Below are 14,434 nucleotides of genomic sequence, written 5' to 3' on the forward strand. Positions count from 1 at the left end.
TTTAAAAACAACATCAGACAACGGTAGCCGATTTCTCCCGAAATCTCCAATGGCGTTAAGCTGAAATTCTACACTATGTCAAAGAGCTGTAAACGTGTATTACAGCTGTTTTGCGCAGGAGCAGGTGCAATACCATACAAAGGTAAAACTAGTATTTTACCCGGCAATCACAGGCTTGTCTAACCCAGTCTATAAGGGGCTATGTTGCTTATTTGTGTCTATAATGGTCTATAAAGTGTCTTGAATGCGTATAGGGAAACCTTGGTATTGTTTGAGATGGCGCCGGTCCTGTGCTGGTATTATTGTTGACAATGTTCGGAAGTTGTTCGGACTCTCCCCGGGAATGTTCGGGTGCGCCCAGGGAAAGTCCGAACAAAACCCGAACAACACCCGCCGCTATCCCGGCACAATCCCGGCGCAATCCCATCCATTCCGGCAGCCTCCTAAGGCGAATGTGCGAGACTCCCAACTCACCACTGACATTTGCTGATTAATTGTCTTTCTGACAAAAAAACGATGTTTCACCAAACAAATCCATTCTGCCCCTGTTATATAGAGGAACAATCCCATCTCTTTATGAAAAAAATACTCATTGCCACCGATTATTCAGCAGAAGCTGAAAATGCGGCTGCATATGCCGCCGCGGTGGCTTCAGAACAAGGCCACGAACTGATCCTCTTTAACTACAGCGAAATTTCCATCCATCTTTTAAACGCCCGGGTTTCGGGGAACGACATTGACGAAATGCTGGAATTATTCCAGAAAAACCTAAACAAAGCTGCCGAAGCACTTAGTAAAAAGTTTAACGTACAAGTGACCCCTTATCTGGCTTCGGGTAATTTTTATGAAAGCCTGGTAGCCTGCATCAATCAATTTAAGCCGGTGGTGGTAGTTATGGGTATGGCCAATAGATCCGTTGAACAGGACCTGTTGGGCAATACAACGACCTCTACCATCCATAAACTGGAATTTCCCTTACTGGCGATCCCTGTTAGCGCCCAATATCACCCCATTCGCAACATTTTATTTGCCTGCGATATGGAAAAAGGGGTAGAGGAGAAAGTGCTGAAAAACGTGCACGAAATTGCTGCCGCCTTCGGCGCCACGGTAGAAGTGTTTTATGTTACTGATACCATTGAAGCATTACAGGAGGCAGATGAAGCCGATCATGCTTCTATTGACAAAAATCTGGCTGGGATCAGTTATTACTACAAGAACGTACAATCACTCAGGATCATCAATGCCATCCAGGAGGAAATAAAGGACACCCATGCCGATCTGCTGATCATGTCGCCTTATAAATACGGGTTCTGGGATTCCATGGTACATCGCAGCAAGACCAGGATGATGGCTTCCGGCAACAACATACCGCTGTTGTCATTACCTTCTTAATTTTTTTGCGTTGTTTTTATAGATCAAAGGCCGGGACGTAATAGTTCGGGCCTTTGTAGTATCTTTAAAGCAGCACCAATACATTGGGAAGTAAATGACAACTTTTAGCTTCAATCCGGTAACTCCACATCCGTTATTAGCTCCATATGTTGCAAAGATGTGGGTGTTTAAAAGCAGTGGCCGTTTGCCTGAGCTGGATAGAAAACTGATCGTTCCCAATGCCAATTTCAAATTAGCCTTTACCAGCCAAAACGGATTGGTGGCCCAGGTAGAAAACAAGACCTTCACGCAGAAAGAACAGGAATTGTCTTTTACCGGCCTCATTGATTCGGCCGTTATGCTCAATCCGCACGAAGATATACAAACAGACACGATAGTAGTGGAGTTAAACCCGCTTGGGGCTTATCGGTTATTTTATTTGCCGTATGGAGCCATAAAAAATCAAATAACAGGAATGACCGATCTGCTGGGTAATCCTGTAAAAGAATTACAGTCGCGGCTGGCCGATACAGAGATTGTAGCAGAAAAATTGCAGTTGTTACAGCACTTTCTGATCAAACAATTGGAGAAGGCCGCACCTGACCTTATATACGACCATTGTGTAAAACGTATTTATGAAGGTAAAGGCCTCATTACTGTAGCGCAGCTGGAAAAAGAAACCGGCTATAGTGCCCGGTGGTTGCATAAAAAATTCACAGAACATTTGGGCACCGGGCCTAAGAACCTGGCTGAAATAATCCGGTTCAAACAGTTTTACCAGGCGTATTCAGCCGGTGCTTCCCTGCATCATTTAAAAGAATATATCTACGAATATTACTACGACCAATCGCATTTTCTCCGGGCATTTAAAAGGTTTACCGGTTCCACCCCAACCGATCTTCAAAACAGTCTGAACGACCTGGCTACGAAACATTATACAAGCTGAATTCCGATTCGTACAATACTTCGGTTTTCCGGCGGCCTAGCTTTGTACAAAAGCAAAAACAATGGAAAACAACAGTTTTAACACGAGTATCACTGCCGCGATCCCTGCAGCAGAAGCTATTAAAAAGATCAACAATGTACCAGGCTGGTGGGGTGTATCATTTATCGGACATTCCGAAAAGCAAGACGACACTTTCAGGATAACGATGGGCGGAGATTCTTTCTTCAACTTTACCGTTACCGAACTGGTGCCTGATAAAAGAGTGGTTTGGCTGATCACCGATTGTAATATGCCCTGGTATTCCGATAAAAAAGAATGGGCCAATACCCGCCTGATCTTTGATCTGCAGGAAAATAACGACGTTACCAATTTGACATTCACCCATGACGGGCTTACTCCTGATGTGGAGTGTTACAGGGATTGTGAACCTGGCTGGACGCACTGGATAAAGACCAGTCTGTATGCTTATTTAACTACAGGCCAGGGCGTTTTTAGAAAGCCTACTAAGTAGGAAGTTGACAGGGTTGATAGGGTTGATAAGGGAGGTTAATAAGTGTCAACCCTGTCAACCCCCATCCCCTTTTTTTCTGCAATCGGTTGTAGTTTTATGTAAAAAATCAATAATCCCTAAAATACGCATTCTAAATGGTTGTTTATTAGATGAATTTAAATAGTAAGTGCTCCTTTATTTCTCAATGGCAAGGTGGGGATAATCTCGTGCCTACATTTTTTGATTAAAAAAATGTAATCGGTTTCATTTTTTTGTTTTTTTTACTATTTTCGTTTTGTCAGACACTCCCAATGGTCTGCCCCTAACGATCGAAACTGACTTAAAATTTGCCATATGCTACAACCTAATTGCTTTTCCCCCAACACATTAATTGATTACACTTTACTGGTAGGTACGGTCTCGGGATAGTTTTTCAAAAACTCCGCTGAGTCCTTTTTGACCCATTCGCTGGCCCATGGCTATGGCCGTGGCGGGTAAACTGCTGCTTTTTGCGGCAGACGGGTCTGTATTTGCCTATGCTATTTATCTCCCTAATAAAAATTGTAAAAAACCAAAACGATTACTATGAATAAAATTGAACTTCCCAGTAAGAGCAGCCGACAAAAGCTGTTGTGGGAAAAAGTGCTTGCGGGAACGCTGCTGGTTTTGTTGTGCTGTTTAGCTGATACCGCAGCGTTTGCTCAAAATACTGTCAGAGGTAAAATAACCGACCATGTCGGACAGCCGGTAGCCGGCGCTTCTGTAACAGTAAAGGGCACCAGTAATGGTACCAACACGGGTGTAGATGGCAGCTTTGCTATTGCTGCTTCCAAAGGTGCGGTGCTGGTGATCTCAAGTGTAACCTTTGCGCCCAAAGAAGTGACCGTAGGTGATGGCAGCGCGCTCCTTAATATACAGCTTACCCCGGCATCAACCGATCTGGGTGAAGTAGTGGTGGTGGGGTATGGTACGCAACGGAAAGAAGCAGTTACCGGTTCGGTGGTATCGATGGGCGGAGACAAATTGCGTGAAGTGCCCTCACCAAATATTTCACAAGCGCTGCAAGGGCGCATGCCTGGCGTGGATATTGCACAAACATCTACCCAGCCCGGGGCCACTATGCAGATCCGTATTCGCGGTACCCGCTCGTTGAACGCAGACAACAACCCGCTGATCGTACTGGACGGGATCCCTTTTATCGGCTCATTGGCCGATATCAACCCAAATGATATTAAAAGTATCGATGTGCTTAAAGATGCTTCGGCAACGGCCATCTACGGTTCGCGTGGCGCCAATGGTGTTATCTTGGTGACCACTGATAAAGGCGGTAAGAACAGAAAACCACGTATCAATTACAGCGGTTATGTGGGCGCACAAAAAGTGTTTGCCAAATACCCCATGATGAACGGGCCTCAGTTTGTAGCCCTGCGAAAAGCGGCCGGTCAATATACAAACGGACAAGATGAGGCAGATAGTGTGAATACCGACTGGCAGGACCTGCTCTATCAAACCGGTATTGTAACCGACCACAACATTAGCCTTTCAGGTGGTTCTGAAACCGGGAGCTACAATTTTGGCGGCGGTTATTATAACAACCAGGGAGTAATACCCACCCAGCAGTACAAGCGCTATTCGCTGCGTGGTTCAATTGACCAGGGAGTGGGTAAGAATTTCCGCTTCGGCTTTACCACCAATACCAACTACAACCAAACACAGGGAAGCCAGGTGGGCTTATATAGTTCATTAAGCATGACGCCTATTTCCTCGCCTTACAATGCTGATGGTTCATTGAGAAGAGGCATCCGGATGATTGCCGACAACCAGTATGTGTATACAAAAGATGTGGTAAAGAACCTGCGGGATAATGATCAGTGGCTGAACGAAACCCGCGGATTTGCTACCTACAACGCGGTGTATGGCGAAGTGAAAGCGCCGTTCATCACCGGGTTGAAATACAGAGTGAACCTGGGGCTTGATTACATACAAACCAATAATGGCGCCTATACCGGGGCCGGCGTTGGCGATGCGCTGAACGCTACCACACCCTCTTCTGCATCTATTGATAACAGAAATAATGTTCACTGGACACTGGAAAATTTGCTTACGTATGACCGCACTTTTGGCAAACACAGCATTAGTGCGGTGGCTTTGTATTCCGCAGAGCAACTTAAATATACCCGGTCAAATATGGCAGGCCGCGACATACCAGCCGACGCCTTTGAATTTTATAACATCGGTCAGGCGGCCGGACAAATAACCGTTGACCCTGCCAACCAGGATTACCAGTTATCGGGGCTTAAATCGGCCATGGGTCGTGTAATGTATTCTTATGATAACAAATACATGATCTCTGCGACGGTTCGTTCTGATGCTTCGTCAAGATTGGCGCCGGGCCATAAATGGCATACTTATCCAGCGATATCTGTAGGTTGGAACCTGGCTAACGAATCGTTCATCCAGAACCTCGATTTCTTCAACTCGCTGAAACTGCGTGCTGGTTACGGTGAAACCTCTAACCAGGCAGTTTTACCTTATGCAACACTGGGTAAGCTGGATACCAGGCCCTATAATTTCGCCAGCACTTATAGCACCGGGCTGTACGTGTCGCAATTGCCAAATCCGAACCTGGGCTGGGAATTCTCCAAAACCACGAACCTTGGTCTTGATTTCAGCATTCTCAAAAACCGCTTGTCGGGTACCATTGAATATTATATTACCAAAACAGAAGACCTCCTGTACAATCTTGGACTGCCTCCTACATCGGGTGTAGGTAGTATTACTGCTAACATCGGCTCATCGGAGAATAAAGGTATTGAGCTGGGGCTGAATGGTGTCATCCTCGATAATGTCAGTGGCTTTACCTGGGAAGCAGGTGTGAACTTTTATGCAAACAAAAATAAACTGACCTCCCTTGCTTCGGGACAAACCCGCGATGAAAACAACTGGTGGTTTGTTGGGCACAATATCAACGCCATTTTTGATTACGAGCGTCAGGGTTTGTGGCAAAAAGACGATGCTTATTTAAATACCCTTGAACCCGGTGGTAATATCGGGATGATCAAAGTGAAATATACCGGTGGTTATAAATCAGACGGTACCCCCGAGCGGGCAATAGGTTCTGCCGACCGTCAGATCCTGGATGTAGACCCCGACTGGCAGGGCGGCTTTAATACCCGTTTGGCGTACAAAGGCTTTGATCTGGGTGTGGTTGGTTTCTATCGCCATGGTGGCATTCTCTTCAGTACCATTCATGGTGCAAGCGGCTATTTGAATTTGTTGAGCGGTCGCCGTAACAATTTGAACGTTGATTACTGGACACCGGAGAATCCCAATGCGAAATATCCTAAACCCGGCGGTATCGTAAGCAGTGATAACCCCAAATACGGCAGCACGCTCAGTTACTTTGATGGTTCTTTCATGAAGATCCGTACCATCACCCTGGGCTACGACTTTAATCAGAGTTTGTTGAAAAAATCGAATCTTAAATTGCGGATGTATGCTACCGTTCAAAATCCATTTGTCATGTTCTCGCCATTCCATAAAGAATCGGGGCTTGATCCGGAAACAAACTCATATGGTAGTCAAAACGTGTCGTCAACAGGAGCAATCAGTGCCAATACAAGTTTGTTGAACCGTATCCTTACCGTAGGGTACAATACGCCGTCTACCCGCAACTATGTTCTTGGTGCTAATTTGACATTTTAAATTATTTAGAATATGAACCATCTGCTTATAAAATCACTTACGGTATCGGCATGCGCCATGCTGTTGTTTACAAGATGTAAAAAAGTGCTGGATGAAGAGCCACGCAGTATTTATACACCCGAATTTTTCAAAACAGAGAAAGGCGTGCAGGGGGGGATCTCCTCTCAATATGCGCACCTTCGCTATATATACGGACAACCCTATTATTATAATACCCTGGAAACCGGCACCGACGAATATACCTATGCCCAGAGTGCTGATCAGAATTTTAAGGATGTTGATTTAAGTGGGGTGGGTAATTTAACAGCCGCCAGTAGCCGCTCTGATGCCTTATGGGGAACCGCTTTCTCAAACATCAATACGGCTAGTGGTATTATTGAAAACGCCGCGGCAGTAGGCACTGTCTCCGCTTCACTGATTGCGGAAGCCAGATTCTTCCGCGCCTTTGACTATTTTCTGCTGGTGCAAACTTTTGGCGGCGTGCCATTAGACCTGGGATCAGGCGAATTGAAATTTAATATCACAGCCTCAAGAAAATCAGTACGCAATACGGTACCTGAAGTATATACCAAAGCTGTATTCCCCGACCTGCTGCAGGCGATCAATGATTTGCCCGATGCGCCCAGGGTTACCGGTGGAGTTACCAAAAACGTTGCCCGGTTGTACCTGTCAAAAGCGTATTTGACGTATGGCTGGTGGTTGCAAAATCCAAACAACATCCCTACTTATCCGGCAGCCAACAGAACCGATCCGGATGGCCACGATGCACCATGGTATTTTCAAAAGGCCTATGATATAGCTGTTCAGGGGATCTCCAATCCCGGTTCATATGGCCTTGAAAACACATTTTATGATGTGCATGTAGGTGGCAATGATCGCAATAAAGAAATGCTCCTGTATGCTGACCATACACAGGAAAGCGAGTTTTATAATGGCGCCTGTTTGAGTTGCTTTGATTCAGAATCGGGCAATGGCAGAAATGCTGCCGTTTGGATGGTGACCTTTAACTATACGGTTATCAGAAGTGCGCCCAATGCAACTGGCGACGGTACGGCCGTAAGTTCCGTGCAACGCGAAGCCGCCCAGCCGTTAGGGCGTCCTTATGTCCGGATGTGCCCGACCATTGGCGCTATTTCGAATACGTTTGCCGAAAAAACGCTGGATTCCCGTTATGATGGTACATTCAGCACCGTATACAGAGGCAACTGGCCTAAAGGTGGTGCAACTAACGCTACGCTTTACAATGCGAATGATATGCCGGTTACACCCGGTCAGCCTGTATTGAGCTTCCTGGAGTATGAATCACAGGCGGCAGGTATCACCTATCCTACCGGCGCTACTTTTAGCGGCAAAACATCCAATGCAGTAGGTGCGGGTGTATTGCCAAACCGGGCAGATTTTGTGATCTCTCCCCGTGGTATCAGCAGAATTGTATTCCCCGGTTTATGGAAAATGGGCGTATACAGAACAGATAACGGCACCGGGTTGGGGCAACCGAACGCCACCAGCACCCGTCCATTCAAGATTGCCAAATTCTCTGAATTCTATTTAATAGCTGCCGAAGCTGCTGTTAAAGGCGCCACTCCAGTAGCAGGTAAAAGCGCCCGGGAACTAATCAATGTATTGCGTGCAAGAGCAGGTAAGTGGAAATTCTCTAACAAGGACAACGCCGCATTTGTAGCAGACAACAGTGCTGCCATGACCGCTGCCACTCCGGCCTCTATCGACATTAATTATGTTCTGGCAGAACGTTCGCGCGAATATTTCGGGGAAGGCCAGCGCTGGTTCGATCTGGTGCGTACTCAAAAGTGGAATGAGCTTGCCGGTTCTTATGAAATTGGTGGCACCGCTTACGGAAACCATACACCTCAAACCGTTACCCGCACCATTGAAGCTAAACATTACCTGCGGCCAATTCCGCAGGCTCAGCTCGATGGGATGGAAGCGACAGCCGAAGAAAAAGCGGCCTATCAAAATCCAGGTTATCAGTAGTAGACATATAGCATAGTTTGAAAAAGGGACTGTCGAAAGACGGTCTCTTTCTTTTTTATGGAGTGCTGGGGAGGTTGATAGGGGTGATAGAGTTGATAAGGTTGATAGTGGATAGGAAGAAGGGGGTTGATAAGTTGATAGGTTAAGCAGGAAAGCTTGTTCAGAACCTTCGTTTGTATGAATTAACCAGCTTTATGATTTTCCATCGTCCTTCATGCAATTGAAAATTCATCTCATGGCGTTCGCCAAGTATTTCATCATCATCAAGCGCGCCTTCATCAGTAATCGATAAAATACATTCTTTGGCTGATACGGGTTGTATGGTAATACTATAACGTTTGTTTCCTCCTGCTGGCTGTGAAATATTGGGGAAGAAATGACCGGCAATTGACTCTGGTGTTTTAGCCCAGGCTTCCTTGTTTAGTTGTCCGGTCACAATGGAATTATTTAGTGAATCAAGATATTTCTGCTTTGCAGGAGAAGATGACGTGTACGTATCGCCACAGGAGATCATAACGAGTAGGGACAGGTATAATAAAGGTTGTTTCATGGTAAGTTGATTGTGAAAGCCGTTATAAATTAACAAAATAAAAAAAGAACGCTGAAATAATTAACTCAATGAGCCTGATATTTTATTGCGTATATTTAGGCATAGGAGATAATTGCTATCTGTAATATGATCACCATGCTACAAAAAAAATTATGTGTCCTTGTACTGACTTTCTCCCTACTGCTTCTTTTAACCGTACAAGCTAAGTCACAGGACCAGGTAATAAAGGTTGATTCGCTTTACTCCCAGATCTTACAAGAGCAGCGGCTGCTGCACATAGTTTTTCCTAAAAATTACAATCCTGACGCCACTGATAAATATGAAATCTTGTACTGTCTGGATGATATAGCTGACTTTCTTACTTTATCATGGGGCATGTTGCAATGGGAAGGGTTTATACCCAAGAATATGATCATGGTGGGCATTACCAATCCCAAGCCAAACGGGGAGAATATGCGGGACAGAGATTTTACGCCTACAAAAGCCTGGGGAAAAACCGGTGGTGCAGCTAGCTTTCTTTCGTTTGTCAAAAAAGAATTGATCCCATATATCAATAAAAAATATAAAGGTTCGAACGATGGGAATGTGCTGTATGGTGGGTCGCTTGGAGGCTTATTTGTTATGTACACTTTTTTAAATGATCCGGCGCTTTTTGCCTCCTACATAGCTATTGATCCCAGTTTTTGGTGGGACAATTATCTGCTTACCAAAACTGCTGCGGGTAAATTAGACAGTAACAAAGTACTTCACAACACGCTTTATATTGCCGGCAGAGAAGGGAATGCTTATAAGGAGATGGGGATAGCCGCGATGGACAGTGTGCTTCGCAGAAAAAAACCGGAAGGGCTCGACTGGACTTGCGTTGCCTATCGCAATGAGACACACTATTCTACCAACTATAAAGGATTTTGGGACGGACTAAAATTTTCCTATGGTGGCTTTTATGCTTCCACTGGTGGCTATTCTACTTCCAGAAAAATTGCCATAAAACCAAAAAACGGCATCGTGCTGAAAGACGTTCCCTTTCAGCTGACTTGTTACAACCTGATGGCGGATAAATACCTGCACTATACAACGGATGGCACAGAACCCACTTTGTCGTCTCCTACGCTTGCCGGAGATACAACGTCTATTTCACTTGTCAGGGATTCGAAAGTTATAGTAAAATCTATAGGGATCAGATCGGAATATAATAAGTTGGATAGCGCCTTTTTTGTTATTGGCAATACTTTAAAATCGATTGCGGAGCCCAAAAATGTAAAGCAGGGTGGACTGCATTATGCTTACTATCAGGGTGCCTGGGATTCCTTTCCTGATCTTAAAAAAAATAAGCCGGTAAAGCAAGGAATTGCGGATAAAGATTTTGATGTAAACAAAATCACCAGTGATAAGAATTTTGCCTGTGTTTTAACCGGTTACATTAAGATTGAACAGACAGGATATTATATCCTGGAAATGGGTAACGGAAACGATCACTCACGAGTTTACCTAAATGACCGGCAAGTGTTAGGCAATCATTTTATTCGGGATGAAGGGGAGATGTATTTGCTTCCTTTACAAGCGGGGTTTTATCCGTTTCGAATTGAATATTTTCATAAAAAAGGGGACGCGGAGCTGGTACCTGTCTACCTAAAACCGGAAGGGAAAGAAGATTTCGCCATACCAGTTGAGATGTTGTTTAGCAATAACCAATAAAAGCAGCGCTAACCTGCTGATAAATGAAAAAGGCTCACATTGCTGTGAACCTTTCTTGTATAGTGTTTGTCGAGGCATTTATTTAACCTTCATGTTATCAGCCAGGATCTTCATAAAGAACCCGCCCACAACACTTCTGGCCTTAAAATTTTCCCGGATACCAGTGATCGCATCGTAGAAATCGTTTAAGGGAACGCGAGATGCCGTTTCAAGGGAATGCCGGTAAACAGGTGTTATTAGCTTTTCAAATTGGTCTTGTTGCGGAGCGAAAGTGGCTGTCCATAAGATCCAGTCGTTCTTGGTATAGGTTTTCCGACTATCCAATGGTAAACCGAATTTCTGCTGTTTGGTAAGGTAGTACTGGGTTTCGGTGTCATATACCTTTTGTGGGAAAAGACGAAGGTTAAGTACTTTATCCCATATGAGATTGTACTTCTGGCTCCAGGTATCTTTATTATCAAAGGTAAGACTATAATGATCGCCAGCGTCTGCCATCTCCATCCATTTGGGGACCATGCTTTCGGCGATCTCGCGGTATTTCTTTGCGGTTGCGGTTTCGCCTAATTGCTCTGCCATTTGCGCATAACAGGCGATGGCAACGATTGCCTTTACGGATAAGTTTGCATTCCGTGCCAGGTGACCTGCAAAATCATCCGTGCAAAGTTGGGTTTTGGGATCAAGCCCTTCTTTTGTCAGATAGTCAACCCAGGTCGTCAATGTTTTCCAGTGCAGTTTCGCGTAATTGGCATTCCGCTGCATTTTTGCTATTGCCGCTGTCAGAATGATCATATTGCCTGATTCTTCTACAGGCATAGGCTCCCCATAGGTTTGACCGTTTGCAGCAGGATACGTACCAAGATCGTGTGCTGCCCAGGGATGGTTGTACTTACCGGTTTCACTGAATTGAAAAATGCCATTTAGCATACCCTGAACCAATTCCGGGTTATATAGCAGGTATAACGGGGCCGATGGATAAGTTACATCTACCGTGTTGATGAAACCCCCGCTATTGTTCTCCTTGGAAAGCCACAGCATTTCTCCTTTAGGACTTTTTACCAGCGTGTGTGCTGCGATGCTTTGACGATATGCCAGCGCACAAAGGTGCGCATACTTATTCCCACCAACGTTGGTTGCCTCGGTATTCAGCTCCTTGTTAAAGGCCGCACACTTCTCCATAACTGTCTTATATTCTTTCGCTGCATCAGCCAGTTGGCCTTCTATTGTCTGCTTGCCATCATTGTTCCACCAGGGGCGTAGATTGGTGTTGAAATATTGGATAGAATACAGCTCGTCATATCCAAGCATCATTTGTCGCTCGACAAGGTCTTTCCCTACAGCGCCGAAGGGTAATACTGTGTTTAATGATAGGTGCTTTCCTGAAGAGGAGGTTGACACTACAGCCCCATTGCTGAAGGCTTTGGCGGCGTCTGAGCTTTTGGTGATAAACTGGAGGGCGCCGAGCGTCTGGGGTACTGCTACATAAAAATATCCCCAGTCAATTCGCATATCATCTGCGCCCTTTTGTAGAATAGGTTGTTCAACCGTGCCCGTTTTTAAAATTGACAGACCGCCGGCATTGTATTTCCGGGTAGACACTAACTGACTAGGCTGGTATACTGCCATGCTTGAGGAAGCACCTAAAAATACTTTTACGTTGTGCTTTTTTTCATCATTGGCCTTTATGCCATAGGTTATATATGAAACAGGCCGTGTCAGTAACTTCAGATCATTCAGCAACAGCGGAGACGTGAATGTCAGTTTCAGATCTATATTGCCACATGCAAAGTCATAGGTGGTTTGGGTGGGAGTGATCTCCACATGCTTTTGTTCTGCCAGCGCAATATTGTCCGTATTTTCTTTTACCTTATCTACCAGTCCAAAGTCCAGGAACCTGCCACCTGCGGTATTTTCCAAATGGATCGCCATAATATTTTGACCGGCTTTAAGGTCAGCTTTATCGATGGGATGATATTGAAAGGAGTTTGTCCATCCCACTTTATCATATATTTTTTTCCCATTCAAAAAGACTTCGACATTGTCGTCATGGTTCAACTTCAAAAAGAGCTCATTGATGGCGGCAAGATTTGTTATAGTAAAAGACCTTCTTACCCAGATGTGGTTGGATCTCCAGGTGGTTTTTGCAATCTTTTCATTATCGCCAATAGGAGCCTGGCCTGATCTCCAGTTGACATCGTTGAAATTCGCCGACGTCCAGTCAGCTGGTGGCTGTGTTTCGGAATAGCGAACTGTATATCCTGTTTCGTCAGAAGCGGTAACGATGGTTTTATAGTTGGTCTCAGACTTCCCCATGAATCGGTAGATCCGGCCATCCACATTGACCAATCCTAATAAAGAATTTTCTGCGCCAGTCCAATGTTGTGTTGTGGAAGCATTCAACTGATCAGTGGTTGACCAGATACTAAAATAAGTATTATGCGTAATGAGCGGATAAGCGGGTGCCTGTCTTTCCTGAGCACAGGTGCTGGTTGTTGCAAAGAGTCCTGTAATTACGGCAAGTGCTTGAATGATGTTCAATTTCGTCATGTAAATATCATTGTTCAATGAAAAAGAGCGGTAAAGTAAAGAAATAGCAATTCTGTGATAGACCAATTTGTTTCAATTTTTGTACTATTTGTTTCAAAATGATCAAATAGGACTATAATCCCTTGCGCTGCGGATGACCCTACACCAGATCTCTCTATATTTACTTTTCACCTATAGCACTTCTAATTTTACCGACGATAATGGATAATAACAAACTTGCTACTAAACCTCAACGGGCATAAAAAATGCTTCCCGATGAAGCGGGAAGCATTTAATCTGTGACAGTTGATGGTCTAACGGGAAGGTTACTTCTTCAACAACCAATTTTCTACAGCTCTGGAAAAGTCGGCTACATCAATCGGATGTCTGCTGGTAACCAGATTGCCATCGGTCACTACAGATTGTTCCAGCACGGTTGCACCGGCATTTTTCAGGTCACTTTGTATATTCCAATAACCGGTAAGTTTTTTCCCTTTAATAATATCAGCAGATGCCAGCACCACCGGTGCATGACAAATAGCTGCAATTAGTTTTCCTGATCTATTAAAGTCCTGTACAAACCTGATCACATCCTTATCAGCCCGAAGGTTATCCGGATTCCAGGCGCCGCCGGGAATAAATACGGCGTCATAATCACTGGCTTTGATCTGGTCTGCCGTGCGATCAAATTTTATCCAACCTACGGGCTGCAGGTATTGGATCGCCATAACGTGGGTTTTTGACATTTCCGGATAAGCAAGCCCATATCGCTCAGGAGCCGGGTTGTATTTAGGCGCAACTATATCTACAGTTGCTCCCAATTCCCTGAAATACCATACAGGCCCTGTTAACTCAATCTCTTCGAAACCGTCTGCAACAAGCACGGCTATCTTTTTACCTTTTAGTGCCGACTTGTTTTTAACAGGCGTAAAGAAAAAGGCTTTTAAAGCTTCATTGCCCGGGGCATTTAATAATTTAGATACAGGCATGTTTACAACAGCCGATTGTGTTGACAATTGATCCATAACGGCCAACTCGTTTACATTAATTTCACTCATATGTTCAGTATTTACTTTTACCTGAGATTGTACACCAGTTGCTGCAAGCACACTAATAATACCTGCCAGGCCAACCCGATTAAATAGTTTCATCTTTTTGAATT

At 44.7% G+C, this 14,434-nt stretch carries 9 protein-coding genes; 6 read left to right on the forward strand and 3 right to left on the reverse strand.

The genetic code is table 11. The annotated features are described in order from the left end of the window. The first annotated feature begins 576 nt into the window (after window positions 1-576). The 5 genes from J7I42_RS28720 to J7I42_RS28740 all read left to right on the forward strand — a co-directional run bounded on the left by J7I42_RS28720 (window position 577) and on the right by J7I42_RS28740 (window position 8,504). A complete protein-coding gene (locus J7I42_RS28720; RefSeq protein WP_209142735.1) occupies window positions 577-1,392 on the forward strand; it encodes a universal stress protein in 816 nt (271 codons plus the stop codon). Window positions 1,393-1,486: 94 nt separating this feature from the next. Beyond that, window positions 1,487-2,317 (forward strand): helix-turn-helix domain-containing protein, encoded by an 831-nt coding sequence (locus tag J7I42_RS28725; protein WP_209142737.1) that lies wholly within the window; start codon window positions 1,487-1,489, stop codon window positions 2,315-2,317. 61 nt (window positions 2,318-2,378) lie between these two features. Further along, window positions 2,379-2,828 (forward strand): SRPBCC family protein, encoded by a 450-nt coding sequence (locus tag J7I42_RS28730; RefSeq protein WP_209142739.1) that lies wholly within the window; start codon window positions 2,379-2,381, stop codon window positions 2,826-2,828. A 564-nt stretch (window positions 2,829-3,392) separates the two neighbouring features. Next, on the forward strand, window positions 3,393-6,512 hold the full coding sequence (locus tag J7I42_RS28735) for a SusC/RagA family TonB-linked outer membrane protein (RefSeq protein ID WP_209142741.1): 3,120 nt from the start codon (window positions 3,393-3,395) through the stop codon (window positions 6,510-6,512). A gap of 12 nt (window positions 6,513-6,524) precedes the next feature. Continuing rightward, a complete protein-coding gene (locus J7I42_RS28740; RefSeq protein ID WP_209142743.1) occupies window positions 6,525-8,504 on the forward strand; it encodes a RagB/SusD family nutrient uptake outer membrane protein in 1,980 nt (659 codons plus the stop codon). 160 nt (window positions 8,505-8,664) lie between these two features. Here J7I42_RS28740 and J7I42_RS28745 read toward each other — a convergent pair whose 3' ends face one another. Continuing rightward, on the reverse strand, window positions 8,665-9,054 hold the full coding sequence (locus tag J7I42_RS28745; RefSeq protein ID WP_209142745.1) for a hypothetical protein: 390 nt from the start codon (window positions 9,052-9,054) through the stop codon (window positions 8,665-8,667). A gap of 135 nt (window positions 9,055-9,189) precedes the next feature. Between J7I42_RS28745 and J7I42_RS28750 the strand changes: the two genes are divergently transcribed. Further along, complete coding sequence (locus tag J7I42_RS28750) at window positions 9,190-10,749, forward strand: alpha/beta hydrolase-fold protein (protein WP_209142747.1); 1,560 nt, start codon at window positions 9,190-9,192, stop codon at window positions 10,747-10,749. A gap of 78 nt (window positions 10,750-10,827) precedes the next feature. On the opposite strand, the gene J7I42_RS28755 is transcribed toward J7I42_RS28750, so the two are convergent. Together J7I42_RS28755 and J7I42_RS28760 are read right to left on the reverse strand one after the other, a co-directional pair. After that, on the reverse strand, window positions 10,828-13,293 hold the full coding sequence (locus J7I42_RS28755; RefSeq protein WP_209142749.1) for a glutaminase family protein: 2,466 nt from the start codon (window positions 13,291-13,293) through the stop codon (window positions 10,828-10,830). A 305-nt stretch (window positions 13,294-13,598) separates the two neighbouring features. Then, on the reverse strand, window positions 13,599-14,423 hold the full coding sequence (locus J7I42_RS28760) for a DJ-1/PfpI/YhbO family deglycase/protease (RefSeq protein ID WP_209142751.1): 825 nt from the start codon (window positions 14,421-14,423) through the stop codon (window positions 13,599-13,601). Window positions 14,424-14,434: the final 11 nt, after the last annotated feature.

This window comes from Niastella soli, from assembly GCF_017742245.1.
GTDB lineage: Bacteria > Bacteroidota > Bacteroidia > Chitinophagales > Chitinophagaceae > Niastella > Niastella soli.